We start from the raw sequence: 26,353 nt of genomic DNA, 5'->3' as shown, positions 1-26,353 counted from the left end.
GTTTGAGGTGAGTCGATAGGTTTTTTTATATCGCTTTCGTCACGAAGCTTTACGAATATTGTGTAGTCAAAGTTTCACAAAGGGTTACAGACGGCGCCTGCCAGTGTTGTAGGTAATGTAGTAAGTTAGGCCGGTGAATATCATGCGAAGCGCGCGCCACTAGCGGAGCTTGCTTCAGAGGGTAGTTAATTGAACGATATGGCAAAGAATCTGATCCTGTGGTTGATCATCGCGGCAGTCCTGGTGACGGTGATGAACAACTTCTCCAGCCCTAACGAGCCGCAGACCCTCAACTATTCCGACTTCATCCAGCAAGTTAAGGATGGCAAGGTCGAGCGCGTAGCGGTTGATGGCTATGTGATTACCGGCAAGCGCGTTGACGGCGATAGCTTCAAGACCATTCGTCCGGCTATTCAGGACAATGGCCTGATCGGCGACCTGGTGGATAACAAGGTCGTTGTGGAAGGCAAGCAGCCTGAGCAGCAAAGTATCTGGACCCAGCTTCTGGTGGCCAGCTTCCCGATCCTGGTGATCATTGCCGTGTTCATGTTCTTCATGCGCCAGATGCAGGGCGGTGCGGGAGGCAAGGGCGGGCCGATGAGCTTCGGCAAGAGCAAGGCTCGCCTGCTCTCCGAAGATCAGGTGAAGACGACCCTGGCGGATGTCGCCGGTTGCGACGAAGCCAAGGAAGAAGTGGGTGAACTGGTCGAGTTTCTGCGCGATCCGGGCAAGTTCCAGCGCCTGGGCGGTCGCATTCCTCGCGGCGTACTGATGGTCGGCCCGCCGGGTACCGGTAAAACCTTGCTGGCCAAGGCGATCGCTGGTGAGGCCAAGGTGCCGTTCTTCACCATTTCCGGTTCTGACTTCGTCGAGATGTTCGTCGGCGTCGGTGCCAGCCGTGTTCGCGATATGTTCGAGCAAGCCAAGAAGCACGCGCCGTGCATCATCTTCATCGACGAAATCGACGCCGTCGGTCGCCATCGTGGCGCCGGTATGGGTGGCGGTCACGATGAGCGTGAGCAGACCCTCAACCAATTGCTGGTGGAAATGGATGGTTTCGAGATGAATGACGGCATCATCGTCATCGCCGCAACCAACCGTCCGGATGTATTGGACCCTGCGCTGCTGCGTCCAGGTCGCTTCGACCGCCAGGTGGTAGTGGGCCTGCCGGACATACGCGGTCGCGAACAGATCCTCAAGGTACACATGCGCAAAGTACCAATGGGCGACGACGTGGCTCCGGCTGTGATTGCTCGTGGTACCCCGGGTTTCTCCGGTGCCGACCTGGCCAACCTGGTGAACGAGGCTTCGTTGTTTGCAGCCCGTACCGGCAAGCGCATTGTTGAAATGAAAGAATTCGAGCTGGCCAAGGACAAGATCATGATGGGCGCTGAGCGCAAATCCATGGTCATGTCCGAGAAAGAGAAGCAGAACACCGCTTATCACGAAGCCGGCCACGCCATTGTCGGTCGCGTTGTGCCTGAGCACGATCCGGTCTACAAGGTGTCGATCATTCCGCGTGGTCGGGCCCTGGGTGTGACCATGTTCCTGCCTGAAGAGGACCGTTACAGCCTCTCCAAGCGCGCATTGATCAGCCAGATCTGCTCGCTGTACGGTGGTCGAATTGCAGAAGAAATGACCCTGGGCTTCGACGGTGTCACCACGGGCGCTTCCAACGACATCATGCGTGCCAGCCAGATCGCACGAAATATGGTGACCAAGTGGGGACTCTCGGAAAAACTCGGTCCGTTGATGTATGCCGAAGAAGAGGGTGAAGTATTCCTGGGGCGTGGCGGTGGCGGTCAAAATGCGAGTTTCTCCGGTGAGACAGCCAAGCTGATCGACTCCGAAGTGCGCAGTATCATTGATCAGTGCTATGGCACGGCCAAACAGATCCTGACCGATAACCGCGACAAGCTGGATGCAATGGCTGACGCGCTGATGAAATACGAAACCATTGATGCCGACCAGATTGACGACATCATGGCAGGGCGCGAGCCGCGTGAGCCTCGCGATTGGGAAGGCGGTTCGGGCACCTCTGGCACCCCGCCAGTCATTCAGAGCGAACGCCCTGAAACCCCGATCGGCGGCCCTGCAGCTGACCACTAAGGTTTGAAATGACTTCAGTGTTGACCTCCACCCGGTTGCCTTGCGGCAACCGGGTTCTTGATTTGGCCCATACGCATGTCATGGGCATTCTTAACGTAACCCCCGACTCCTTTTCCGACGGTGGCCGCTTCAGTCAGCGGGATGCCGCGCTGCGTCATGCCGAGGCCATGGTTATGGCCGGCGCGACCTTGATTGATATCGGGGGCGAGTCGACTCGGCCGGGTGCTCGTGTTGTGTCTCCGCTTGAGGAATTGGAGCGGGTGGCACCGGTCGTTGAGCGTATTGCTCGAGAGCTGGATGTGATCATATCGGTTGATACCTCGACACCTGCCGTGATGCGCGAAGCTGCGCGCCTGGGAGCTGGGCTGATCAACGATGTGCGCTCCCTTCGACGAGAGGGAGCCCTGGATGCGGCGGGGGCCACTGGGCTGCCGGTGTGCCTCATGCATATGCTGGGTGAGCCCGGCAACATGCAAGACAGCCCCCACTATGATGACTTGGTCGGCGAGGTGAGTGATTTTCTCTCTGGTCGCATTGCTGCATGTGCAGCGGTGGGTATTGCGCCGGAAAAAATCATCCTTGATCCGGGGTTTGGTTTCGCCAAGACCCTGCAGCACAATTTAAGCCTGTTCAAGCACATGGAATCCTTGCATACCCTTGGTCGGCCCTTGTTGGTCGGTGTTTCGCGCAAGAGCATGATAGGGCTGGCCTTGAATCGCCCGGTGGGTGAGCGGCTGTATGGCGGGCTCGCACTCGCCGCTCTTGCGGTGACCAAGGGCGCGCGTATTCTGCGGGTGCATGATGTAGCCGAGACGGTGGATGTAGTACGCATGATTGCCGCAGTAGAATCAGCCGAATAAGAATGATGGAGCACCTATGACTAAAAAGTATTTTGGTACCGACGGCATTCGTGGTCGGGTCGGCGAATATCCCATTACTCCTGATTTCATGCTCAAGCTGGGTTGGGCGGCAGGTATGGCGTTCCGCAGCATGGGCGCCTGCCGCATCCTGGTGGGTAAGGACACGCGAATTTCGGGTTATATGTTTGAATCTGCGCTTGAGGCGGGTTTGTCTGCCGCCGGTGCTGACGTCATGCTGCTGGGGCCGATGCCGACGCCCGCAATCGCTTACCTGACGCGTACCTTTCACGCTGAAGCCGGTATCGTGATCAGTGCCTCGCACAATCCTCATGATGACAACGGCATCAAGTTCTTCTCGGGTCAGGGTACCAAGCTGCCCGATGAGATCGAGCTGATGATCGAAGAACTGCTGGATGCGCCGATGACGGTGGTTGAGTCCAGCAAGCTGGGCAAGGTATCGCGTATCAATGATGCGTCGGGTCGCTACATCGAGTTCTGCAAGAGCAGTGTGCCGAGCAGCACCAGCTTTGCCGGGCTCAAGTTGGTGGTCGACTGTGCGCATGGCGCGACCTACAAAGTCGCGCCGAGCGTATTCAAGGAGTTGGGCGCTCAAGTCACGGTGCTGTCGGCTCAACCTAATGGGTTGAACATCAACGAAAACTGCGGCTCCACCCATATGGAACAATTGCAGGCCGCTGTTCTGGCTGAGCATGCGGATCTGGGGATTGCATTCGACGGCGACGGTGATCGGGTCCTGATGGTGGATCACACGGGTGCGATTGTGGATGGCGACGATCTGCTTTTCATCATCGCGCGCGACATGCATGAGCGTAATAAGCTGCAGGGCGGCGTTGTCGGCACCCTGATGAGCAATTTGGGTCTGGAACTGGCCTTGGCGGACCTGGGGATTCCCTTCGTGCGTGCCAATGTCGGTGATCGCTATGTCATCACTGAGTTGCTTGAGCGCAACTGGCTGGTGGGCGGCGAGAACTCCGGCCATGTGGTCTGCTTCCAGCACACCACGACAGGTGATGCGATCATTGCCGCGCTGCAGGTGCTCATGGCCCTGCGTCGCCGCAATGAAAGCCTTGCCCAGGCGCGTCAGGCGTTGCGCAAGTGCCCACAGGTGCTGCTGAACGTGCGTTTTGGTGGCGGCGAAAACCCGATCGATCATCCGGCTGTCAAAGAGGCGTGCGAGCGTGTGACCCTGGCAATGGCGGGGCGTGGTCGGGTATTGCTGCGCAAGTCCGGTACAGAGCCTTTGGTGCGTGTCATGGTCGAAGGTGACGACGAAATGCAGGTTCGCGGCCATGCCGAAGACCTGGCAAAACTAGTAACTGAAGTTTGCGCCTGAATTCGGCTTGCCAGTAATGATGTGGTTGGGTAACATCTGCGCCCACTTTGACCGACGGGGTACAGCATGCGTCGCACTATGGTAGCTGGTAACTGGAAGATGCACGGTACCCGCGCCAGTGTCGCTGAGCTGATCAATGGCCTTCGTCACTTGGCCTTGCCTAGCGGTCTTGATGTTGCGGTTTTCCCGCCTTGCTTGCATATCACCCAAGTGGTTGATGGCTTGAAAGGCAAGTCGATTCAGGTCGGCGCGCAGAATTCCGCAGTGGAAGCCATGCAAGGTGCTTTGACCGGTGAGATTTCGCCGAGTCAGTTGGTTGATGCGGGTTGTTCCTATGTGCTTGTCGGGCACTCCGAGCGCCGTCAGATGATGGGTGAGCGGGATGGGACGCTCAATCGCAAGTTCGCAGCCGCACAGGCCAGTGGCTTGATTCCCGTGTTGTGCATAGGGGAAACCCTGGAGCAGCGCGAGTCGGGCAAGACTATTGAAGTTGTCTCGCGTCAGCTGGGCAGCATCATTGAAGAGCTGGGTGTTGGTGCGTTTGCAAAGGCAGTGATTGCTTACGAGCCGGTCTGGGCCATTGGTACCGGGCTGACTGCTACACCGCAACAGGCGCAGGATGTGCATGCAGCCATCCGTGCCCAGTTGGCGGCAGAGAATTCTGAAGTCGCACAAGGTGTGCGTCTTCTATACGGCGGCAGCGTGAAGGCGGCCAATGCGGTCGAACTGTTCGGCATGCCGGATATCGATGGGGGGCTCATTGGTGGAGCTTCCCTGAATGCAGATGAGTTCGGTGCGATCTGTCGCGCCGCGGGAAACTGAAAAAATGCTGGAAACAGTCGTAGTCGTTTTTCATCTGTTGGCTGCCCTGGGCGTAGTTGCCCTGGTTTTGTTGCAACAGGGCAAAGGTGCGGATGCTGGTGCGTCTTTCGGTGCAGGTGCTTCAAATACTGTGTTCGGAAGCCAAGGTTCCTCTACCTTTCTTAGTAAGTTTACTGCTATACTTGCCGCCGGTTTCTTCATAACCAGCTTGGGGTTAGGTTACTTTGCTAAAGAGAAAGCTCATGTGCTGACTCAAGTAGGTTTGCCAAACCCAGCAGTGTTGGAAGTACCAAAAGCAAAGCCGGCTTCTGATGATGTCCCGGTGCTTCAAGAGCAAAAGTCGGCTACTCCAGCGACTGACGTACCTCCAGCTCAAGAGCAGAAGTAAGAAGGGTTGTAAGCGCTGTATTGCCGAGGTGGTGGAATTGGTAGACACGCAACCTTGAGGTGGTTGTGCCCATAGGGTGTAGGGGTTCGAGTCCCCTTCTCGGTACCAATTATCAGGAGAGCCCGCTGTTGCGGGCTTTCTTGTAGGTGGAAGGTTACATTGACCCTGCAAGGGATCGGTCGTATACTTCCGCCCCAGCTTTGTCGCGGGGTGGAGCAGTCTGGTAGCTCGTCGGGCTCATAACCCGAAGGTCGTCGGTTCAAATCCGGCCCCCGCAACCAGTTTTAGCGGAGCCCCTTTTAAGGGGCTTTTTGTTAGCTGGACACTTTCAACGCCGCTGTTCGACGGCGTTTCAAGGATGGGCGTTTCGCCCATTTTTTTATTTTGCACAGCATGCACATACATGCACGAGGGGGTTCAGGTGTCGAGCAAGCTAGAAGAGTTGCAGGCCTTGCTGGCCCCGGTGGTCGTGGCCCTAGGCTATGAATGCTGGGGTATTGAGTTTTCGGCTCAAGGTCGCCACTCAATGTTGCGCGTTTATATCGATAAAGAGGGCGGTGTGCTGGTGGACGATTGTGCCATTGTCAGCCGTCAAATCAGCGGTGTGCTGGATGTTGAAGATCCAATCTCCGTTGAATACACCCTCGAAGTTTCCTCGCCAGGCATGGAACGCCCACTGTTCACTATTGAGCAGTTTGCAAAATTTGCCGGTGAACAAGTGAAGATCAAGCTGCGCTCCCCGTTCGAAGGGCGACGCAACTTTCAGGGCCTTCTGCGCGGTGTAGAAGAGCAGGACGTCGTGGTGCAGGTAGAAGACCATGAGTTCCTGTTGCCGATCGATATGATCGACAAGGCCAACATTATTCCCAGTTTTGACTGAGACGCGGATCCCGCGGATCCAATGGCTTGCGAAAGGCGAGGCGTACGATGAGCAAAGAAGTACTGCTGGTTGTTGAGTCGGTATCCAATGAAAAGGGTGTACCGGCAAGCGTGATTTTTGAAGCGTTGGAGCTGGCCCTGGCCACTGCCACCAAGAAACGTTTTGAAGACGAAGTAGATCTGCGTGTGGAAATCAATCGCCACACCGGTGCCTACGAGACTTTCCGTCGCTGGACGGTGGTCGAAGAGGACGATCTTGATGATCCGGCTATCGAAACCTGGCCAAGCAAGGTTGCACAAACGCATCCTGGCGCCCAGGTAGGTGATGTCGTCGAAGAAAAGATCGAGTCGATCGAGTTCGGCCGTATTGCTGCACAGACCGCCAAGCAGGTCATCGTGCAGAAGGTTCGCGAAGCCGAGCGCGCTCAAGTTGTTGACGCTTATCGTGAGCGCCTGGGCGAAATCATCTCCGGCACCGTGAAAAAAGTGACCCGCGACAATGTGATCGTCGACCTGGGCAACAACGCTGAAGCGTTGCTGGCCCGCGAAGACATCATCTCTCGCGAAACCTTCCGTGTCGGCGTGCGTCTGCGTGCGCTGCTCAAGGAAATCCGCACCGAGAACCGCGGCCCTCAGTTGATTCTGTCGCGTACCGCGCCGGAAATGCTGATCGAGCTGTTCCGTATCGAAGTGCCGGAAATCGCCGAAGGCCTGATCGAAGTGATGGCTGCGTCCCGCGACCCGGGTTCGCGCGCCAAGATCGCGGTCCGTTCCAAGGACAAACGCATCGACCCGCAGGGCGCTTGCATTGGTATGCGCGGTTCGCGCGTCCAGGCAGTGTCGGGCGAATTGGGCGGTGAGCGTGTGGACATCGTCCTGTGGGACGATAACCCGGCGCAGTTCGTGATCAACGCCATGTCGCCAGCTGAAGTGGCGGCAATTATCGTTGACGAAGATGCCCATGCAATGGACATCGCCGTTGGCGCAGACAATCTGGCTCAGGCCATCGGTCGTGGTGGTCAGAACGTGCGTCTGGCCAGCCAGTTGACCGGTTGGACCCTGAACGTGATGACCGAATCGGACATCCAGGCTAAGCAGCAAGCTGAAACCGGTGACATTCTGCGCAACTTTATCGAAGAGCTTGAAGTCGATGAAGAACTGGCGCAGGTGCTGGTGGACGAAGGCTTCACCAGCCTGGAAGAGATTGCCTACGTACCGGTGGAGGAGATGCTCAACATCGACGGCTTTGACGAGGATATCGTCAACGAGCTTCGCGCTCGGGCCAAGGATCGTTTGTTGACCAAAGCCATCGCTACTGAGGAAAAGCTGGCAGACGCCCATCCGGCCGAAGACCTGCTCTCGCTTGAGGGTATGGACAAGGATTTGGCGATGGAACTGGCGGTGCGCGGCGTAATTACCCGCGAAGACCTGGCCGAGCAGTCTATTGACGATCTGCTCGACATCGACGGCATTGACGATGATCGTGCCGGCAAGTTGATCATGGCCGCCCGAGCCCATTGGTTCGAGTAATTAGGCGCGGCCTGAGGAGAGAAGTGCATGACGCAAGTCACGGTGAAACAACTGGCCGATGAGGTCAAAACACCGGTAGAGCGCCTGTTGCAGCAGATGCGTGAGGCAGGTCTGCCGCACACCGCCGCCGATGAAGGTGTGAGCGATAGTGAGAAACAGTCTTTACTGACTCACTTGAAGAGCAGCCACAAGGCGAAAGTGGAAGAACCGCGCAAGATTACATTGCAGCGCAAAACCACCAGCACCCTGCGTGTTGCTGGTAGCAAGAGCATCAGCGTTGAAGTACGCAAGAAGAAAGTCTTCGTACAGCGCAGCCCGGAAGAAATCGAAGCCGAGCGCAAACGCGAACTGGAAGAGCGTCGCGCAGTAGAAAATGCTGCTCGTCAGAAGGCTGAAGAAGAAGCCAAGCGTCGCGCCGAAGAAGAAGCGCGTCGCCAGCCTGCTGCTGCGCAACCTGCTGCCACTGAAGCGGTCGCCGCTCCTGTAGAAGCAGTGCGCGAGACCGCTCCGGTTGCCGCCGCACCAGCGCCCGCCGCTGATGCGCGCAAACGCGAAGAGCCTCGTCGTCCGGACAAACCACGTGCCGACGATAACAATCGTCGTGGCGGTGGTGGCGATGGCGAGCGCAAAAACGCTCCGCATCGTGCTTCGGTCAAAGAGAAGGCGCCTGCGCCACGCGTTGCCCCACGTACTACCGACGAAGAAAGCGATGGCTTCCGTCGTGGTGGTCGCGGCAAGGCCAAGCTGAAAAAGCGCAACGCCCACGGTTTCCAGAGCCCAACCGGCCCTGTCGTGCGTGATGTCCAGATCGGCGAGACCATCACCGTTGGCGACCTCGCCAATCAGATGTCGGTCAAGGCTGCTGAAATCATCAAGTTCATGTTCAAACTGGGTACTCCAGCGACCATCAACCAAGTGCTTGATCAGGAAACTGCTCAGCTCGTGGCTGAAGAATTGGGCCACAAAGTGACCCTGGTCAGCGACACGGCCCTGGAAGACTCCCTGGCCGAGTCCCTGAAGTTTGAAGGTGAGACGTTCTCCCGTGCGCCAGTTGTGACTGTAATGGGTCACGTTGACCATGGTAAGACATCGCTGCTCGACTACATCCGTCGTGCCAAGGTAGCTGCAGGCGAAGCCGGCGGCATCACCCAGCACATCGGTGCTTACCACGTTGAAACCGAGCGCGGCATGGTCACCTTCCTCGACACCCCGGGTCACGCCGCGTTTACCGCGATGCGTGCCCGTGGTGCCAAGGCGACTGATATCGTGATCCTGGTCGTTGCAGCGGACGACGGCGTGATGCCGCAGACCATTGAAGCTGTCCAGCACGCCAAGGCTGCCGGCGTTCCACTGGTTGTTGCAGTGAACAAGATCGACAAGCCGGGCGCGGACCTGGATCGCATTCGTAGCGAACTGTCGGTTCACGGCGTGACTTCCGAAGAGTGGGGCGGTGATACGCCGTTCGTTTCGGTTTCGGCGAAAGTCGGTACTGGCGTAGACGAACTGCTCGAAGCGGTCCTGCTGCAAGCTGAAGTCCTTGAGCTCAAAGCAACCCCATCGGCGCCAGGTCGCGGTGTTGTGGTTGAATCGCGTCTCGACAAAGGCCGTGGCCCGGTTGCAACCGTACTGGTTCAAGACGGTACCCTGCGCCAAGGCGACATGGTGCTGGTCGGTTCGAACTATGGCCGTGTACGTGCCATGCTCGATGAGAACGGCAAGCCAATCAAGGAAGCCGGTCCTTCCATCCCTGTCGAGATCCTCGGCCTGGACGGTACCCCGGACGCTGGCGACGAGATGAGCGTGGTTGCGGACGAGAAGAAAGCCCGTGAAGTGGCTCTGTTCCGTCAAGGCAAGTTCCGCGAAGTCAAACTGGCTCGTGCCCACGCCGGTAAGCTGGAAAACATCTTCGAAAACATGGGCCAGGCAGAGAAGAAGACGCTCAACATCGTCCTCAAATCTGACGTCCGTGGTTCTCTCGAAGCGTTGAACGGCGCCTTGAACGGCCTGGGTAACGACGAAGTGCAAGTGCGAGTCGTGGGTGGCGGTGTCGGTGGTATCACCGAATCCGATGCCAACCTGGCGCTGGCTTCCAACGCTGTACTGTTCGGCTTCAACGTGCGTGCCGATGCTGGCGCTCGCAAGATCGTCGAGCAGGAAGGCCTGGACATGCGTTACTACAACGTCATCTACGACATCATCGAAGACGTCAAGAAAGCCCTCACCGGCATGCTTGGCAGCGACGTTCGGGAAAATATCCTGGGTGTTGCCGAGGTACGTGACGTGTTCCGTTCGCCGAAATTCGGCGCGATCGCCGGTTGCATGGTTATCGAAGGTGTTGTGCACCGTAACCGTCCAATCCGTGTACTGCGTGAAGACATCGTTATCTTTGAAGGCGAGCTGGAATCCCTGCGCCGCTTCAAGGATGACGCTTCCGAAGTGCGTGCCGGCATGGAATGCGGTATCGGCGTCAAGAGCTACAACGACGTCAAAGCTGGCGACAAGATCGAAGTCTACGAGAAGGTTCAGGTTGCTCGCAGCCTCTGACTCGCGCACTTCAGGAGCCACGCAGTGTGTGGGCATGCACATGCCCCGCGCCGCGTAAGGACTCTAAACGCAACGCCCGGTCTGGCTTTTGTCAGGCCGGGCGTTTGCCGCTTTCAGACCCCACGGGTTTCACCGTGTGGCAGTAACAGGTAACAAGACATGGCAAAAGAATACAGCCGTACCCAGCGTATCGGCGATCAGATGCAGCGCGAGCTGGCCCAACTGATCCGTCGCGAAGTCAAAGATCCGCGCGTCGGCCTGGTTACCATCACCGCTGTTGAAGTGAGCCGTGACGTAGGTCACGCCAAGATCTTCATCACCGTGATGGGCCAGGACAACAGCGAAGAAATCGCGCAGAGCATCAAGGTGCTCAACTCGGCCGCAGGCTTCCTGCGCATGCAGTTGGCCCGTGAAATGAAGCTGCGCAGCGTGCCTCAGTTGCATTTCCACTACGACGAAAGCGTCGTGCGTGGCGCGCATCTGTCAGCGCTGATCGAGCGCGCGGTGGCTGAAGACAGTCAGCACCCGTCCACACCTGAAGACGCCAAGGAGTAAGCGGTGGCTCAGGTCAAACGTATCCGTCGCAACGTCAGCGGCATCATTCTGCTCGACAAACCCATTGGTTTTACCTCCAATGCCGCCTTGCAGAAGGTCCGCTGGCTGCTCAATGCCGAGAAGGCCGGGCACACCGGCAGCCTCGACCCCCTGGCCACCGGCGTGTTGCCGCTGTGTTTCGGCGAGGCCACCAAGTTCTCGCAATACCTGCTCGATTCCGACAAGGGTTACGAAACGCTGATGCAACTGGGCAAGACCACCACCACGGCAGACGCCGAAGGTGATGTTTTGCAGGTTCGCGACGTGACCGTTGGTCGTGCTGATATCGAGGCGGCTTTACCCGCTTTTCGTGGGCAAATCAGTCAGATACCGCCGATGTACTCGGCGCTCAAGCGTGATGGACAGCCTCTTTACAAGCTGGCACGTGCAGGCGAAGTGGTGGAGCGTGAACCGCGTTCTGTTACTATTGCCCGGCTGGAATTGCTCGCCTGTGAGGGTGACACTGCCCGATTGGCGGTGGACTGCAGCAAAGGCACTTATATCCGTACCCTGGTGGAGGATATTGGTGAGCAACTGGGCTGCGGCGCATACGTTGCCGAACTGCGACGTACACAAGCGGGCCCTTTCACCCTGGCCCAGACGGTCACGCTGGAAGAGTTGGAAGCGGTACACGCCGAAGGCGGCAACGAAGCGGTTGATCGCTTCCTGATGCCTTCGGATAGCGGTTTGCTTGATTGGCCATTGCTGCACTTCTCGGAGCACAGCGCGTTCTACTGGCTCAACGGCCAGCCGGTACGCGCCCCGGATGCCCCGAAGTTCGGCATGGTGCGAGTACAGGATCATAACGGTCGCTTTATCGGTATCGGTGAAGTGAGCGAAGACGGGCGCATCGCGCCGCGTCGACTGATTCGGTCAGAATGACCGAACGAGTGTGGCTGTTAACAGGCATGGTCAACACTCATTTTTAGATACAGGGATTTGTCCCTGGCCTGTTGAAACTGTCCTTTGGGTGGTTTCCTGAAAAAAGGATTGCCTCATGGCTCTCGACGTTCAAGAAAAAGCACAAATCGTAGCTGACTATCAGCAAGCTGTTGGTGACACTGGTTCGCCAGAAGTGCAAGTTGCACTGCTGACCCACAACATCAACAAGCTGCAAGGTCACTTCAAGGCCAACGGTAAAGACCACCACTCCCGTCGTGGTCTGATCCGCATGGTAAACCAGCGCCGTAAGCTGCTGGACTACCTGAAAGGCAAGGATCTGGGTCGTTATCAGGCTCTGATCGGTCGCCTGGGTCTGCGTCGCTAATCAGCGATTGCGCTAGAGGTTGGTTGTCTGCCGTGTGTCATCGGGATTCCCGTTGGCCCATGGCAGGCTCCCAGCCTCAAGTTTTATCTGGATACACGTTTTACCCTGGACAAGGGTTGGGCCGATTCCCGACATTGCCCAAGAATTTCGCAAGAAGACAAGTTCCCCAAGAGCCACAAAGAAGGTAGGACACCGTGAACCCGGTTATCAAAAAATTCCAGTTCGGTCAGTCGACCGTTACCCTCGAGACAGGCCGTATTGCCCGTCAAGCCTCCGGCGCAGTGCTGGTTACCGTTGACGACGACGTGACCGTATTGGTGACCGTTGTTGGCGCCAAGACCGCTGATCCGAGCAAGGGCTTCTTCCCTCTGTCCGTTCACTACCAGGAAAAGACTTACGCTGCCGGTAAGATCCCTGGCGGTTTCTTCAAGCGTGAAGGCCGTCCTTCCGAGAAAGAAACCCTGACTTCCCGACTGATCGACCGTCCGATCCGTCCGCTGTTCCCAGAAGGCTTCATGAACGAAGTGCAGGTCGTCTGCACCGTCGTTTCCACCAGCAAGAAGACCGATCCGGACATCGCTGCGATGATCGGTACGTCGGCGGCCCTGGCCATCTCCGGCATTCCTTTCGATGGCCCGATCGGCGCCGCCCGCGTAGCTTTCCACGAAAGCACCGGCTACCTGCTGAACCCGACTTACGAGCAACTGAAAGCGTCGAGCCTGGACATGGTCGTTGCCGGTACCTCGGAAGCCGTACTGATGGTTGAATCGGAAGCCAAAGAGCTGACCGAAGACCAGATGCTGGGCGCGGTACTGTTTGCTCACGACGAGTTCCAGTCCGTGATCAACGCGGTTAAAGAACTGGCTGCCGAAGCTGCCAAGCCGACCTGGGCCTGGGCTCCACAAGCCGAAGCGACTGAACTGCTGGGTGCTATCCGCTCCGAGTTCGGCGCTGCTATCTCCGATGCCTACACCATCACCGTCAAGGCCGACCGCTACGCTCGCCTGGGCGAGTTGAAAGAGCAGGTTGTAGCCAAGCTGTCCGGTGAAGAAGGCCAGCCTTCCGCCAGCGACGTCAAAGCTGCATTCGGTGAAATCGAATACCGCACCGTTCGCGAAAACATCGTTAACGGCAAGCCACGTATCGATGGTCGCGACACCCGCACCGTGCGTCCGCTGAACATCGAAGTCGGTGTTCTGCCCAAGACTCACGGTTCGGCCCTGTTCACCCGCGGTGAAACCCAGGCGCTGGTCGTTGCGACGCTGGGTACTGCTCGCGACGCACAGCTGCTGGACACCCTGGAAGGCGAGAAAAAAGACCCCTTCATGCTGCACTACAACTTCCCTCCGTTCTCGGTGGGCGAGTGTGGTCGCATGGGCGGTGCCGGTCGCCGCGAAATCGGTCACGGCCGTCTGGCCCGCCGTTCGGTTCAGGCCATGCTGCCTGCTGCTGACGTGTTCCCGTACACCATCCGTGTTGTGTCGGAAATCACCGAGTCCAACGGCTCCAGCTCCATGGCTTCCGTTTGCGGTGCTTCCCTGGCCCTGATGGACGCCGGTGTGCCGATGAAGGCACCGGTTGCCGGTATCGCCATGGGTCTGGTTAAAGAAGGCGAGAAGTTCGCCATCCTGACCGACATCCTGGGTGACGAAGACCACCTGGGCGACATGGACTTCAAAGTAGCCGGTACCGCTAAAGGTGTTACCGCGCTGCAGATGGACATCAAGATCAAAGGCATCACCGAAGAAATCATGGAGATCGCCCTGGGCCAAGCCCTGGAAGCGCGCCTGAACATCCTCGGCCAGATGAACCAGATCATTGGTCAGTCGCGTACCGAGCTGTCGGAAAATGCTCCGACCATGATCGCGATGAAAATCGACACCGACAAAATCCGTGATGTCATCGGTAAAGGCGGCGCAACCATTCGTGCGATCTGTGAAGAGACCAAGGCTTCGATCGACATCGAAGACGACGGCTCGATCAAGATCTTCGGCGAAACCAAGGAAGCAGCTGAAGCAGCACGTCAGCGCGTTCTGGGTATTACCGCTGAAGCCGAGATCGGCAAGATCTACGTCGGTAAGGTTGAGCGCATCGTCGACTTCGGCGCATTCGTCAACATCCTGCCAGGCAAGGACGGTCTGGTGCACATCTCGATGCTGAGCGACGCTCGTGTTGAGAAAGTGACCGACATTCTGAAAGAAGGTCAGGAAGTGGAAGTGCTGGTACTGGACGTGGATAACCGCGGCCGTATCAAGCTGTCCATCAAGGACGTAGCAGCAGCCAAGGCTTCGGGCGTTTAATCACCCCGGCCTTACGCTGAAAAAGAGGACTCTTCGGAGTCCTTTTTTTATGGGCGCGGGAAAGTCCCTAAAAATCAGTCGCTTAAATAGACGCGAAAAACCGCAACTTGCATGCAGGCACGACCGGCTTCATGCAAGTTGCACGATTCCAAAAAACTGCCTAATTTATAACTTGTTGTTTTTTATAGGTTTTGTTTGTATTCGAGAGTTGGCACACCGCCTGCAATAACCCTGTTAACGCTGCAGCATCAAGGTTCACACGCCGCAGACTTTTAATAAAACAGGAGTTACTCGTATGAAGAAGTTCGCTCTCGCTACCGCCACTGCTACTGCCCTGACCCTGGCCATGGCTAACGCTGCCTTTGCCCAGCCTACCCAAGCGCCAATGACCCTGGCTGCTGGTGAAATGACCAAGGCCAAAGAGTCCACTTCCGATACCTGGATCACCACCAAAGTCAAAGCTGACCTGCTGACTGAAAAAGGCATCCCTGGTTCGGACATCAAGGTTGAGACCAACAAAGGTGTGGTTTCCCTGTCTTCGGACGTAGCTATCTCGGACTCGCAGAAAGCGACTGCTGTAGCCATCACCAAGAAAATCAAAGGTGTGACCGCGGTATCCGCTGATGGCCTGCTGGCTGGCGGCGCTACTAAAGCTGACGGTATCGACAAAACCAAAAGTGCAGCTCATGACGCTAAAGAAACCACCAGCGACACTTGGATCACTACCAAAGTGAAAGCTGACCTGGTGACCGAGAAGGGCATTCCTGGTACTGACATCAAGGTCGAAACCAACAAAGGTGTGGTGTCCCTTTCGTCCGCTACTGCTGTGACTGAATCGCAGAAAGCCACTGCTGTTGCGATCACCAAGAAAATCAAAGGCGTTAAGGCTGTATCGGCTGATGGCCTGAAAGCCGAGTAACGCTGGACAGTTCGTTTGAACAACTTAGCGGCGGCGGCGCGTGAGTCAGATATCCACTCAATGCACCTCTGAGGTTCATGCGACCGACCACACGGATGTGGTCATTACAGGCCCCGGCACTTGTGCCGGGGCCTGTTCTATTGTGGGCGGTTATTCGGCATCCAGATGCATCGGCGTCACCACCCGGCCATCTTTCTCAGCCTGGCCCAGGTTGGCATCGATGAAGTACACCCTGTCATCTTCCAGCTGCCCCTTGTCTACCAGGTAATCCTTGATCGTGCTGGCACGGTCCTGGCCGAGTTTGCGCAGCAGCACGTCGCTGTTGCTCCAGAACGCGATCACGCCGTTACGCAACTTGGCGCTGCGTTCATCGCTGCTCAGGTCTTTCCATTCTGCCGGTGGCTGTTGTTTCACGCGGGTACGGTAGATGCCCTCGAGCAATGGTGCTTTTTCGCGCTCCGGAACCTCCAGCAAGGAGGCTTGGGCAGGCACCTTATCGCCACGGCGCTGCAGGATTTTGTAATAGTTGTACTGGTATTCCCGTTCCAGGCGTTGGGCGGCCAGGAATGGGCCGTCGCTGCTGGCGGCCGCCGTCCCTTCAATTTCCAGGCGCAGGGCAGGGCGTTCTTTCAGCGCCTTGGCCAGGGTGTTCAGTGCGCCCTCGGCGTCTTTATCCAGTTCACTGGAACCTGCGGCAAACGACACATTGCCCAGGTCTTGCGCGCCGCCTCCGGTGACCAGCCCGCCAATGAACTTGAACGGTGCGGTGGCCGCGCGGACCACCAGGTTACGCAGGGTCTGCCATACAATCGGCATCACGCTGAATTGCGGGTTGTTCAGGTCGCCGGTGACCGGCAGTTCGATGGAAATCTTGCCGTCGCTGTCTTTGAGCAGGGCAACGGCCAGACGAATCGGCAAATCCACGGCATCGGCGCTGTCGACTTTCTCACCCAGTTGCAGTTGCTCGACCACCACTTTGTTTTCGGCCTTCAACTGCCCCTTGGTGATCACGTAGTGCAAGTCCAGGTTGAGCCGGCCCTTGCGGATACGGAACCCGGCGAACTTACCCGAGTAAGGGGTCAGGGTGGTCAGTTCGACCCGTTTGAAGCTGGTTGCGATGTCCAGGGCTGCCATCGGATCGAATGGGTTTACGCTGCCCTTGATAGTGACTGGCGCGTAGCGGTCCACCTTGCCTTTGATATCCACGCTTGCAGGTTTGGCCTGGCGGCTGTCAATCGTGCCGATCTGCCCGTTGAGCTGCTGAATCGCGGTGGCGAAGTTGGGGGTAAGGCTGAAGTCGGCGAAGTTGGCCGAGCCGTCATTGATTGCGATCTGCCCGATAAGAATGCCCAGCGGTTTTTCTTTGCTTGCGGTCTTTTGCGCCGGTGACTTGGCGCCACTGTCGGCCGGCTGCGGTATCAGCAAATCGTCGACGTTGGTGGTGCGGTCATCGTTGATCATGAAACGCGCATAAGGCTGCAGCAGGCTGACTTTGGCGATCGACAGGCTGTCGCCGTGCTGGTAGTTCAGCCCTTCTATCATCAGGCGCTGCCATTTGACGAAGTCGCGGGTCTTGAGGGTGTCGAGAGTATGCAGTTGGTCGACTTGTGCGCGGCCGGTGATCTGCAATGCCAACGGCTCGGTACTTTTGAGGTTCACATCGAGGTCGCTGCCGAGCATGCCGCTGCGCAGTTCCAGGCGGATAAACGGGCTGATGTAGGACTGGGCGACCCGCAGGTCGATGTCCTTGGTGTTCACTTTCAGCCTGGCGCTGACGGGGTTGAGGTTGACCTCGCCAGCAGCCTGGATCTTGCCCTGCTTGCCCAGGCCGCTGTCGACCTTGAGTGTAAAGGGGCTTGCGTTGAGGCTGTCGAAGTTCTGCACATCGACGTTCAGCGGGCCCAGTTCCAGCGCGACGGCCGGTTTGGCCTGACGGTCAGCCAGGTGAACCTGATAGTTGCGCAGTTGCACATCCTTGAGCAGTACCTGCCAGGGTTTGCTGGGCGCTGCGGGTGCAGGCTTGGGGGAGTCGGCGGTTGCCGGTGCGGTCGCCGGCGCCTTGCTCGGTTTGCTCGGTTGGCCGGCGAACAGTTTCTGCCAGTCCAATTGCCCATCGGCTTCACGGGCGGCCCAGGTTTCCAGCTTGTTGCTGCGGATTTTGCCGACCACCACGTGCTGCTTGGCCAGGTCTACCGTGGTCTCGCTGACATCCAGACGCTCCAGGCGCACCAACGGACGTCCGTCCGGCGCCTTGATGGCAAATGGCGCGATGCTGGCGGCGGTGTTGGTCAGGTTCAGTTCGGTTTCCTTGGCCAGGCTGAAGGTGTAATCGGTGCTGAAATTGAGCACGCCGTCTTCGAGCACCAAGGGCAGTGCGTCACGCACATAGGGCCACCAGGCTTTCATCTTGCCGTCGGTGACTTTCAGGGTGCCTTTTGAGGTGATGGGTATCAGGCTGAAATTGCCTTTCCAGTCAATCTGCCCACCTTCGGGGCCGGCTGCGACCAGGGTCATGTCGGCATTGTCCTCAGGCAGGGTGCTGAGGTTTTTCAGTTCAAAGTCGAGAGTGTCGTAGAGAAACTCGATGGGCTCGCTGGGACGCAAATCTTGAAAGTGGACGTAGCCGCCCGCCAGCTTGATGTTGTCGATGCGCAACGGGAACGGTTTGGCCTCCGGGTCTGTCGGAGTGGGTTCACTCGGCGGCAGTTTGAACAACTGCGCAAGGTTCAGTTGGCCTGATTTGTCGAACAGCAGTTCGGTCTTGGGCTGGTCCAGTTGTACATCGGCCAGGTGCAATGCGCGGGTCCACAGGCTGTCGATCTGCAGGTTGGCGTAGAGGCGCTCGAAACCCACCTGTTCCTTGCCAGGGTCGCCGATCTTCAAGCCCCATGCTGTCACTTCCAGGCTGAACGGGTTGAGTTCGATGCGCTCGATCCGTGCCGGCACCGTGGCGTAATGGGCCAACTGTTGGTTGGCGATACGAAGGGCAATGCCCGGCAGAATCAAGAAGCCCAGCAAGCTGTACAGGGCAAGGGCGGTCAACAGGGCGCCAACGGCGCGGATCAATCCTTTGGGCATGGGGCGGCGCCATCTATGTCGAACAGGAGTGCCTTGGAGTATGGCACGGGTTTTCGGTTCCGAAGAGCAGGGGCTTTCGGAAGTTACTTACAGTTGGAGTATCAACGTCTTCAACGGCGGCTGTTGATCCTGGGACGGGAAATCCGCGCCGGGTGTCATGATTTTCCAGTCGCGTACCGGGCGTCCGGCTTTTTCCGCACAGCGCAGCACCTGTTCGCGCCAATCTTCCATGCTGACCTTTGCCAGGTTGTTACAGCAGATCAGCACGCCATTGTCGGCCGTGGCGAGGAGCGCGGGCTTGAGCAGGCTCTGGTAGTCGCGCAGCAAGTCGACGGTGCCGAATGCGCTCTTGGCCCACGCCGGTGGGTCGAGCAATACCAGGTCGTATTGACGCTGCTCCAGGCGTGGATAGCTCGGCAATTTTTGCCCGCGGCGCTGGGTGATCGGCAGGCCGGCCAATTGGCGAATGGCCGGAAAATAGTCGGACTGAACGAACTGCATGGTGGGAAACGATGGATTGAGCAGGCCGTTCTCGCGACCGACCGCCAGGTTGCCCTCGGCAAAATCCAGGTTACACACCTCACGTGCGCCACCGGCGGCGGCGCTCAGGCCCACGCCACAGGTATAGGCAAACAGGTTCAGCACGCTTTTGCCGGCGCTGTGATCCTTGACCCAGCCGCGGGTATTGCGCAGGTCCAGAAACAGCAGCGGGTCTTGCCCGGCATGCCGCCCGCGCACACGGTAGTTCAGACCCCATTCGTGACCGATCAGATCTTCCAGCGCAGCCGGTTCGGCGCGGTATATCGAATCTTCGCGGTCGATGCGCGAGTTGCCGCGGGAGCGGTCGTTGTACACCAGCAGCAGCTCCAGGCCCATGTACTGATTGATCAGTTGATGCAGGTCCAGCAGATCGGCGGTTTCCAGCGACTGGTGGAAGCTTTGCACCAACAACTGCGGGCCGTAACGGTCGATGGTCAGGCCGCCGGCGCCTTCCTGGCTGCCGTGGAACAACCGGTAGCAGTCGGTGCCTTGGGCGTGCAGTTCGTTGATCAGGTCTTGGCGTTGATCGAGGGCGGCGCGCAGCGCCTGATTCAGGGAAGACATGGAGCGCGCCTTGCTGGGTAAGTGAGAGCAATAAGGCCGCGGAGTTTAACAGCTATGGGGGCGCTGCCTATATCAACCCCATCCGCCGGTGCGCGCGTTGTACCGAGCCGTTGCGCATCGCCCAGCGCAGGAGCGGCGCACTGCGCCTGACCCCGGCGCGGATCACTTGGCGTTGCAGCGGGCTTTGGTGTTGCTCAAGCATCGCGCTGGCCCAGTCCGGCAGCAGGTCGATCCCGGCTTGCATCATCAGCGCGCCAAAGGGCTTGGCCAAGGTGCTGGGGGAGGGCGCATTGAGCAGCAGCCGAAGTACTTCGCGGCTGCGCTCGTCGCACAGCAATTGCGGGCGGATGCGCGCCAGGTAATCAGAAATTTCCTGCCGTGAACGTGGCACATGCCGCGCGCCCAAGCGTTCTGCCACCACGGCGATTTCGCTGTAGTAACGGTCCTGGTCGTGACTAGAGAGGCGCGGGTTGCGATAGCGCAGGTGAGCGGCGAGAAAGTTGCTCACCTCCGCCACATGCACCCAGGTCAACAGCTCGGGATCGCTGGCCGCATACGGCCGTCCGTCAGGCGCGTGGCCGACCACCTGCAGGTGAATGGTGCGCACTTTTTCGATCAGCCAGTCGGCATCTTTGCGCGAGCCGAAGGTGGTGCCGGAAATGAATTGCGAGGTGCGGCGCAGGCGCCCGAGCATGTCCTGGCGAAAATTCGAGTGGTCCCACACGCCTGCCAGGGCCAGTGGGTGCAAGGCTTGCAGCATCAAGGCGCTGATACCGCCGATGAGCATGCTGCTGAAGTCGCCATGGACCTGCCAACTGACCGAATCCGGTCCGAACAGGCCTGGGTCGCCCTTGGGGTTTTCCAGGTCCAGCTGGCCCAGCGACAAACCGGTAAGGCTCATCAACTGGGTTTCGATACGGCTGCGGATAAATTCCATGGCGACTCGGGGGTTCCTAGCGGTTCAGGCGTTTTTCGATCAGGCCGTCCACCACGCTGGGGTCGGCCAGGGTCGAGGTGTCGCCGAGGCTGTCCAGTTCGTTGCAGGCGATCTTGCGCAAAATCCTGCGCATGATTTTGCCGGAGCGGGTTTTCGGCAGGGCCGGTGCCCATTGGATCAGTTCCGGCTTGGCAAAGCTGCCAATTTCCTTGCTGACCAACTCCAACAGGTGTTTTTTCAGTTCATCGCTGGGCTCCACGCCGTTCATCGGCGTGACAAAGGCGTAGATGCCCTGGCCTTTGACATCGTGCGGGTAGCCCACCACTGCGGCCTCGGCGACCAGATCATGCAGGACCAATGCGCTTTCCACCTCGGCGGTGCCGATGCGGTGGCCGGACACGTTGATCACATCATCGATGCGCCCGGTGATCCAGTAGTCGCCGTCCTCGTCGCGGCGGGCGCCGTCACCGGTGAAGTAGTAGCCAGGGTAGGGTTTGAAATAGGTGTCGATCATGCGCTGCGGATCACCGTAGACACTGCGGATCTGCCCCGGCCAGCTTGATTTAATGGCGAGTACGCCGCTGCCGGCGCCAGTGATGACTTTGCCTTGCTCGTCGAGCAGCACCGGCTGCACGCCAAACATCGGTTGGGTGGCGCAACCCGGTTTTATCCGCTGGGCGCTGACCAGGGGGCTGAGCATGATACCGCCGGTTTCGGTCTGCCACCAGGTATCCACAATCGGACAGCGCTGCTCGCCTACGGCGTTGAAATACCAGTCCCAGGCTTCCGGGTTGATCGGTTCGCCCACACTGCCTAAGAGCCTCAGGCTCGCGCGGGAGGTGTTCTGCAACGGGCCATGGCCCTCGCGCATCAAGGCGCGCAAGGCGGTTGGCGCGGTGTAGAAGATATTCACCTGATGCTTGTCGATCACCTGCCAGAAACGTGAGCTGTCGGGGTAGCTCGGCACACCTTCGAACATCAACGACGTCGCGCCATTGGCCAGCGGGCCGTAGACGATATAGCTGTGGCCGGTGACCCAGCCCACATCGGCGGTGCACCAGAACACTTCGCCATCACGGTAATCGAGCACGTACTTGAAGGTCATCGCCGCCTGCAGCAGATAGCCGCCGGTGGTGTGCAGCACGCCCTTGGGTTTACCGGTGCTGCCCGAGGTGTACAGAATGAACAGCGGGTCTTCGGCGTCCATCGGCTCGGGCGGGCAGTCGTCGCTGGCGGCGTTCAGGGCTTGCTGGTAGTGGAGGTCGCGACCTTCGCTCCAGTCCACGGCCGCACCGGTACGCTCCACGACCAGCACGGTGCTGACACTCGGACAACTGGCCAAGGCCTTGTCGACGTTCTTTTTCAAGGCCACTGGCTTGCCACCACGTACGCCTTCATCGGCGGTAATCACGGTGCGGCAATCGGCATCCAGTATGCGGTCGCGCAGGGCATCCGGCGAAAAGCCCCCGAACACCACCGAATGCACCGCGCCAATTCGCGTGCAGGCTAGCATGGCGTAGGCCGCTTCCGGGATCATCGGCATGTAGATGCAGACGCGGTCGCCCTTCTTCACGCCACGGCTTTTCAGCACATTGGCCAGACGACAGACGTTCTGGTGCAGTTGGCGGTAGGTGATGGTGGAGGATTTTGTCGGATCATCGCCCTCCCAGATGAAGGCCGGCTGATCGGCGCGTTGCGCCAGGTGACGGTCGATGCAGTTATAGCTGACGTTCAGTTGGCCGCCGGCAAACCATTGGGCGGCGCCGGTGTTGATATCCGAGCGATGCACGGTATGCCAGGGTGTGATCCAGTCGAGAAAGCCCTTGGCCTGTTCGGCCCAGAACGTATCGGGTTGCTCAATGGATTGACGATAGAGGCGCTGGTAGTCCTCTTGACTGAGTTGCGCAGCCCTGCGGACGGCATCGGCGGTAGGAAACGTGCTGATATCGAACATGAGCGTTCCTTATTCTTGTTTTTGCGACAAGTGATAAAGATGCACCCTGTGGAAGGAGGGTTCAAGACCAACGTCCAAACGGACGTTGGCCTTGCGTTACCGGTATCAGCCGCGGTGACGACCGCGGAAGTAGTTGATCAGGCCCTGGGTCGAAGCGTCTTCGGCCAGGGTTTCTTCAGCGCCGGTCAGACGGTTGTACACGCCCTTGCCCAGCTCCTTGCCCAGCTCCACGCCCCATTGGTCGAAAGCGTTGATGCCCCAGATCACGCTCTGCACGAACACTTTGTGCTCATACATCGCCACCAGCGCGCCCAGGCGACGCGGGCTGATGCGCTCCACTACCAGAGTATTGCTTGGACGGTTGCCCGGGATCACTTTGTGCGGGGCCAGCTTCTGCACGTCTTCTTCAGCGATGCCCTTGTCGCGCAGTTCGGCTTCGGCTTCGCTGCGGGTCTTGCCGAGCATCAGCGCCTGGCTCTGGGACAGGCAGTTGGCGTACAGCCACTGATGGTGGTCGGACACGGGGTTGAAGCTGACGATCGGCACGATGAAGTCAGCCGGGATCAGCTGGGTGCCCTGGTGCAGCAACTGGTGGTAGGCGTGCTGACCGTTGCAGCCCACGCCCCCCCAGATCACCGGGCCGGTGTCGGTGGATACGGGCTTGCCGTCCTGGCGCACGCTCTTGCCGTTGGATTCCATATCCAACTGTTGCAAGTGCTTGGTGATGTTACGCAGGTAGTGGTCGTACGGCAGGATCGCGTGGCTCTGCGCACCCCAGAAGTTGCCGTACCACACGCCCAGCAGGCCCAGCAGCACCGGCATGTTCTGCTCGAACGGCGCGTTCTGGAAATGCTGGTCCATGGTATAGGCACCGGACAGCAGTTCCTTGAAGTTGGACATGCCGATAGCCAGCGCGATAGGTAAGCCGATGGCAGACCACAGCGAGTAACGGCCGCCGACCCAGTCCCACATCGGGAAGATGTTTTCTTCGCGGATACCGAACGCCACGGCCGCCGCATTGTTGCTCGATACGGCGATGAAGTGGCGGTACAGCTCGGCTTCCGAGCCACCCTGGGCCAGGTACCAGGCGCGTGCGGCCTGGGCGTTCTTCAGGGTTTCCAGGGTGTTGAAGGATTTCGACGAGACGATAAACAGCGTGGTCTCGGCGCGCAGCTTCATGGTCAGCTCGTGGAACTCGCTGCCATCGATATTCGCCAGGTAGTGGCAGCGCACGCCTTTATGGGCGTAGGACAACAGCGCTTCGGAGACCAGCTCCGGGCCGAGGAACGAGCCACCGATGCCGATGTTCACCACGTCGGTGATTGGCTTCTCGGTGTAACCACGCCACAGGCCGTCGTGGATGCGGCCGACCAGGTCAGTGATCTGGTTCAGCACCTTGTGAACGTCCGGCATGATGTTCACGCCGTTCACCGACAGCTTGTCGCCCACCGGGCGGCGCAAGGCGGTGTGCAGGGCAGGGCGGCCTTCGGACGAGTTGACCGGCTCGCCGGCGTACAGCGAGTCGATCGCGTCTTTGAGACCCACTTCCTTGGCCAAGCCCACCAGCAGGTCGCGGGTTTCGCCGGTGATGAGGTTTTTCGAGTAATCGAGGAAAAGTCCGCAGCTGCTCAAGGTGAACTGGGAAAAGCGCTGGGGATCGGCATTGAACGCGTCGCGCATGCTGAAATCCTGCATGGCTTGGCGGTGTTGGTTAAGCGCTTGCCAGGCAGGCAGAGCGGTAACGTCATGAGGGGTGCGGTAGTACGCCATCGCTGCGGGTTTCCTTTTATTACGGGGACTGCCTTTAGGACACTTCAAATCCCGGAACATCCAGTCTTATATCAAGGATTGGGTTCCAGACAGCGCTAACCTTAGCGCCGGGCGATTACATTAAACCTAGCGTGTCGATATGTCTTGGCTTTGTCTGCGTTGTGGCCGGTACTTTTTTATACCGGCACAGCGTGAAGGGCAACAGGCGGGCTGTTCAGCGGGGGTTATTCGAGGTTCAGGTGCAGGTTGTCGATGAGGCGAGTGGCGCCCAGATACGCCGCGACCAGAATCACGATGTCCCGATCTTCGGCCGTGGCCGGCTGCAGGTGCACGCCTTGGCGGACTTCAAGGTAGTCCATGCGCAAACCGGCGGCTTCGATCTGGCGGATCTGTTCGGCACGCAGCTTGGCAAAATCGCGGTCACCGTCTTTGATCGCAGTCGCCATCTGGCTGAGCGCGCGGTACAGCACCGGCGCGATGGCGCGTTGCTCCTCGGTGAGGTAGCCGTTGCGCGATGACAGCGCGAGGCCATCCGCGGCACGCACGGTGGGCTCGCCGATGATCTGGATCGGCATGTTGAGGTCGTGGACCATGGCGCGGATCACCGCCAGTTGCTGGTAGTCCTTCTGGCCAAAAACGGCCATGTCCGGCTGGACCATGTTGAACAGCTTGCTGACCACCGTGGCCACGCCTTCGAAGTGCCCGGGACGGCTGGCGCCGCACAAGCCTTCAGACAGGTGCGGGACGCTGACGCGGGTCTGGCCGGTCATGCCGCCGGGGTACATCTCCTCGACGGTGGGGGCGAATAACAGGTTACAGCCGGCCTGCAGGAGTTTTTCCTGATCGGCGGCCAAGGTGCGGGGGTATTTGTCCAGGTCTTCGCCCGCGCCGAATTGCAGCGGGTTGACGAAGATGCTGGCCACGACGAAGTCCGCCTGTTGTGCGGCCTTGGTCACCAGCGTGGCGTGGCCGCTGTGCAGGTTACCCATGGTGGGCACGAAGCCGATGCGTTTGCCGGCCTTGCGGGCATGGGCGACGGCCGAGCGTAGTTCGCGTACGGTTTTTACGGTGTTCATGCAGAGAATCCGTGTTCGACACCTGGGAAAGTAACGGCTTTGACTTCGCTGACATAAGCGCCCAGGGCGGCATGAATGCTGTCCTGGCCAGCCATGAAGTTCTTCACGAACTTGGGCACGCGGCCGGTGATCGAAAGGCCGAGCATGTCGTGCAATACCAGCACCTGGCCATCGGTGTCCGCGCCTGCGCCGATACCGATCACTGGCACTTTTACGGCCAGGGTGATTTCGGCAGCCAGTTCGCTGGGCACGCATTCAAGCAGGATCATCGCCACGCCCGCTTGCTCCAGGGCGATGGCATCGGCGCGCATCTGGCGCGCCTGGGCTTCATTGCGACCTTGCACCTTGTAACCGCCGAGGATGTTCACCGACTGGGGCGTAAGGCCCATGTGCGCGCATACCGGCACGCCGCGTTCCGCCAGCAGGCGGATCGATTCGGCGAGCCATACCGCCCCTTCCACTTTGATCATGTGCGCGCCGGCCTGCATCAGTTTTCCGGCGTTCAGGAAGGTCTGTTCGAGCGTGGCATAACCCATGAACGGCAGGTCGGCGATGATGAAGGCGCCCTCGTTACCGCGCTTGACGCTGGCGGTGTGGTAGGCGAGTTCATCCGTGGTCACGGGCAGGGTGCTGTCATTCCCTTGAAGAACCATGCCCAGGGAGTCGCCCACCAACAACACTTCGACCCCGGCCTGGCAGCAGGCGTGGGCGAAGGTGGCGTCGTAGCAGGTCAGCATGGTGATTTTTTCACCTTTGAGCTTGAGGCTCTGCAAGGTGGTCAGGGTAATGTCTGGCATGAAAAGGGTCCTCATTCAGGCGCTTGGAAACAGCGAGAAACGCGCGTGAGTCTTTGTTTATACAGGCGCAC

At 58.8% G+C, this 26,353-nt stretch carries 20 protein-coding genes and 2 tRNA genes; 15 read left to right on the top strand and 7 right to left on the bottom strand.

The window, feature by feature from the left end; translation table 11 throughout:
- The first annotated feature begins 198 nt into the window (after positions 1-198).
- From ftsH to PSH66_RS25000, 15 genes are all read left to right on the top strand, one after another.
- A complete protein-coding gene (gene ftsH / locus PSH66_RS25070; RefSeq protein WP_078734690.1) occupies positions 199-2,109 on the top strand; it encodes an ATP-dependent zinc metalloprotease FtsH in 1,911 nt (636 codons plus the stop codon).
- Between the two features lie 8 nt (positions 2,110-2,117).
- A complete protein-coding gene (gene folP / locus PSH66_RS25065) occupies positions 2,118-2,969 on the top strand; it encodes a dihydropteroate synthase (protein WP_305427813.1) in 852 nt (283 codons plus the stop codon).
- A gap of 16 nt (positions 2,970-2,985) precedes the next feature.
- The gene (gene glmM, locus PSH66_RS25060) at positions 2,986-4,323 is read left to right on the top strand and encodes a phosphoglucosamine mutase (RefSeq protein WP_003176142.1); all 1,338 of its coding nucleotides are present in this window, start codon (positions 2,986-2,988) and stop codon (positions 4,321-4,323) included.
- A gap of 66 nt (positions 4,324-4,389) precedes the next feature.
- On the top strand, positions 4,390-5,145 hold the full coding sequence (gene tpiA / locus PSH66_RS25055; RefSeq protein WP_305427812.1) for a triose-phosphate isomerase: 756 nt from the start codon (positions 4,390-4,392) through the stop codon (positions 5,143-5,145).
- Positions 5,146-5,149: 4 nt separating this feature from the next.
- Positions 5,150-5,533, top strand: coding sequence for a preprotein translocase subunit SecG (secG, locus tag PSH66_RS25050; protein WP_010206600.1), 384 nt, complete (start codon positions 5,150-5,152; stop codon positions 5,531-5,533).
- Between the two features lie 22 nt (positions 5,534-5,555).
- A tRNA-Leu gene (locus PSH66_RS25045) sits at positions 5,556-5,641 on the top strand.
- 96 nt (positions 5,642-5,737) lie between these two features.
- Positions 5,738-5,814, top strand: a tRNA-Met gene (locus PSH66_RS25040).
- Positions 5,815-5,954: 140 nt separating this feature from the next.
- Positions 5,955-6,413, top strand: a complete 459-nt coding sequence (rimP, locus tag PSH66_RS25035; protein WP_038843818.1) for a ribosome maturation factor RimP — start codon at positions 5,955-5,957, stop codon at positions 6,411-6,413.
- A 47-nt stretch (positions 6,414-6,460) separates the two neighbouring features.
- The gene (nusA, locus tag PSH66_RS25030) at positions 6,461-7,942 is read left to right on the top strand and encodes a transcription termination factor NusA (RefSeq protein ID WP_003176139.1); all 1,482 of its coding nucleotides are present in this window, start codon (positions 6,461-6,463) and stop codon (positions 7,940-7,942) included.
- A 27-nt stretch (positions 7,943-7,969) separates the two neighbouring features.
- Positions 7,970-10,486 (top strand): translation initiation factor IF-2, encoded by a 2,517-nt coding sequence (gene infB, locus PSH66_RS25025; protein ID WP_003176138.1) that lies wholly within the window; start codon positions 7,970-7,972, stop codon positions 10,484-10,486.
- 159 nt (positions 10,487-10,645) lie between these two features.
- A complete protein-coding gene (gene rbfA, locus PSH66_RS25020; protein WP_003176137.1) occupies positions 10,646-11,041 on the top strand; it encodes a 30S ribosome-binding factor RbfA in 396 nt (131 codons plus the stop codon).
- Positions 11,042-11,044: 3 nt separating this feature from the next.
- Positions 11,045-11,962 (top strand): tRNA pseudouridine(55) synthase TruB, encoded by a 918-nt coding sequence (truB, locus tag PSH66_RS25015; RefSeq protein ID WP_003176136.1) that lies wholly within the window; start codon positions 11,045-11,047, stop codon positions 11,960-11,962.
- Positions 11,963-12,077: 115 nt separating this feature from the next.
- A complete protein-coding gene (gene rpsO, locus PSH66_RS25010; RefSeq protein WP_003176135.1) occupies positions 12,078-12,347 on the top strand; it encodes a 30S ribosomal protein S15 in 270 nt (89 codons plus the stop codon).
- Positions 12,348-12,541: 194 nt separating this feature from the next.
- Positions 12,542-14,647, top strand: a complete 2,106-nt coding sequence (pnp, locus tag PSH66_RS25005; protein WP_003176133.1) for a polyribonucleotide nucleotidyltransferase — start codon at positions 12,542-12,544, stop codon at positions 14,645-14,647.
- A gap of 295 nt (positions 14,648-14,942) precedes the next feature.
- Positions 14,943-15,566 carry a BON domain-containing protein gene (locus PSH66_RS25000; protein ID WP_003176132.1) on the top strand — a complete coding sequence of 208 codons (624 nt, stop codon included), beginning with the start codon at positions 14,943-14,945 and terminating at the stop codon, positions 15,564-15,566.
- A gap of 150 nt (positions 15,567-15,716) precedes the next feature.
- On the opposite strand, the gene PSH66_RS24995 is transcribed toward PSH66_RS25000, so the two are convergent.
- The 7 genes from PSH66_RS24995 to panB form a co-directional block, all read right to left on the bottom strand.
- A complete protein-coding gene (locus tag PSH66_RS24995; RefSeq protein WP_305427809.1) occupies positions 15,717-18,644 on the bottom strand; it encodes a DUF748 domain-containing protein in 2,928 nt (975 codons plus the stop codon).
- 87 nt (positions 18,645-18,731) lie between these two features.
- Positions 18,732-19,748 carry a class I SAM-dependent rRNA methyltransferase gene (locus tag PSH66_RS24990; protein ID WP_003176129.1) on the bottom strand — a complete coding sequence of 339 codons (1,017 nt, stop codon included), beginning with the start codon at positions 19,746-19,748 and terminating at the stop codon, positions 18,732-18,734.
- A gap of 67 nt (positions 19,749-19,815) precedes the next feature.
- The gene (locus PSH66_RS24985) at positions 19,816-20,685 is read right to left on the bottom strand and encodes an oxygenase MpaB family protein (RefSeq protein ID WP_305427808.1); all 870 of its coding nucleotides are present in this window, start codon (positions 20,683-20,685) and stop codon (positions 19,816-19,818) included.
- Positions 20,686-20,701: 16 nt separating this feature from the next.
- Entirely contained in the window at positions 20,702-22,639 is a 1,938-nt protein-coding gene (gene acs / locus PSH66_RS24980) for an acetate--CoA ligase (protein WP_305427807.1), read from the bottom strand.
- A gap of 105 nt (positions 22,640-22,744) precedes the next feature.
- A complete protein-coding gene (pgi, locus tag PSH66_RS24975) occupies positions 22,745-24,409 on the bottom strand; it encodes a glucose-6-phosphate isomerase (RefSeq protein WP_003176125.1) in 1,665 nt (554 codons plus the stop codon).
- A 224-nt stretch (positions 24,410-24,633) separates the two neighbouring features.
- Positions 24,634-25,485: a pantoate--beta-alanine ligase gene (gene panC / locus PSH66_RS24970; RefSeq protein ID WP_141063494.1), complete on the bottom strand. Its 852-nt coding sequence runs from the start codon at positions 25,483-25,485 to the stop codon at positions 24,634-24,636.
- Positions 25,482-26,282: a 3-methyl-2-oxobutanoate hydroxymethyltransferase gene (gene panB, locus PSH66_RS24965; RefSeq protein WP_305427806.1), complete on the bottom strand. Its 801-nt coding sequence runs from the start codon at positions 26,280-26,282 to the stop codon at positions 25,482-25,484. The genes panC and panB overlap by 4 nt, the downstream gene beginning before the upstream one ends.
- Positions 26,283-26,353 lie beyond the last annotated feature (71 nt).

Source organism: Pseudomonas sp. FP597, from assembly GCF_030687435.1.
GTDB classification, from domain to species: Bacteria; Pseudomonadota; Gammaproteobacteria; order Pseudomonadales; family Pseudomonadaceae; genus Aquipseudomonas; species Aquipseudomonas lactucae.
This window is presented reverse-complemented; position numbering and strand designations above follow the sequence as displayed.

Excerpts from the sequence above, each read along its gene's own strand:
- ftsH (WP_078734690.1), top strand. The coding sequence starts at position 199 with ATGGCAAAGAATCTGATCCTGTGGTTGATCATCGCGGCAGTCCTGGTG.
- folP (WP_305427813.1), top strand. The coding sequence starts at position 2,118 with ATGACTTCAGTGTTGACCTCCACCCGGTTGCCTTGCGGCAACCGGGTT.
- glmM (WP_003176142.1), top strand. The coding sequence starts at position 2,986 with ATGACTAAAAAGTATTTTGGTACCGACGGCATTCGTGGTCGGGTCGGC.
- tpiA (WP_305427812.1), top strand. The coding sequence starts at position 4,390 with ATGCGTCGCACTATGGTAGCTGGTAACTGGAAGATGCACGGTACCCGC.
- secG (WP_010206600.1), top strand. The coding sequence starts at position 5,150 with ATGCTGGAAACAGTCGTAGTCGTTTTTCATCTGTTGGCTGCCCTGGGC.
- nusA (WP_003176139.1), top strand. The coding sequence starts at position 6,461 with ATGAGCAAAGAAGTACTGCTGGTTGTTGAGTCGGTATCCAATGAAAAG.
- infB (WP_003176138.1), top strand. The coding sequence starts at position 7,970 with ATGACGCAAGTCACGGTGAAACAACTGGCCGATGAGGTCAAAACACCG.
- rbfA (WP_003176137.1), top strand. The coding sequence starts at position 10,646 with ATGGCAAAAGAATACAGCCGTACCCAGCGTATCGGCGATCAGATGCAG.
- rpsO (WP_003176135.1), top strand. The coding sequence starts at position 12,078 with ATGGCTCTCGACGTTCAAGAAAAAGCACAAATCGTAGCTGACTATCAG.
- PSH66_RS25000 (WP_003176132.1), top strand. The coding sequence starts at position 14,943 with ATGAAGAAGTTCGCTCTCGCTACCGCCACTGCTACTGCCCTGACCCTG.
- PSH66_RS24995 (WP_305427809.1), bottom strand. The coding sequence starts at position 18,644 with ATGCCCAAAGGATTGATCCGCGCCGTTGGCGCCCTGTTGACCGCCCTT.
- PSH66_RS24990 (WP_003176129.1), bottom strand. The coding sequence starts at position 19,748 with ATGTCTTCCCTGAATCAGGCGCTGCGCGCCGCCCTCGATCAACGCCAA.
- PSH66_RS24985 (WP_305427808.1), bottom strand. The coding sequence starts at position 20,685 with ATGGAATTTATCCGCAGCCGTATCGAAACCCAGTTGATGAGCCTTACC.
- acs (WP_305427807.1), bottom strand. The coding sequence starts at position 22,639 with ATGTTCGATATCAGCACGTTTCCTACCGCCGATGCCGTCCGCAGGGCT.
- pgi (WP_003176125.1), bottom strand. The coding sequence starts at position 24,409 with ATGGCGTACTACCGCACCCCTCATGACGTTACCGCTCTGCCTGCCTGG.
- panC (WP_141063494.1), bottom strand. The coding sequence starts at position 25,485 with ATGAACACCGTAAAAACCGTACGCGAACTACGCTCGGCCGTCGCCCAT.
- panB (WP_305427806.1), bottom strand. The coding sequence starts at position 26,282 with ATGCCAGACATTACCCTGACCACCTTGCAGAGCCTCAAGCTCAAAGGT.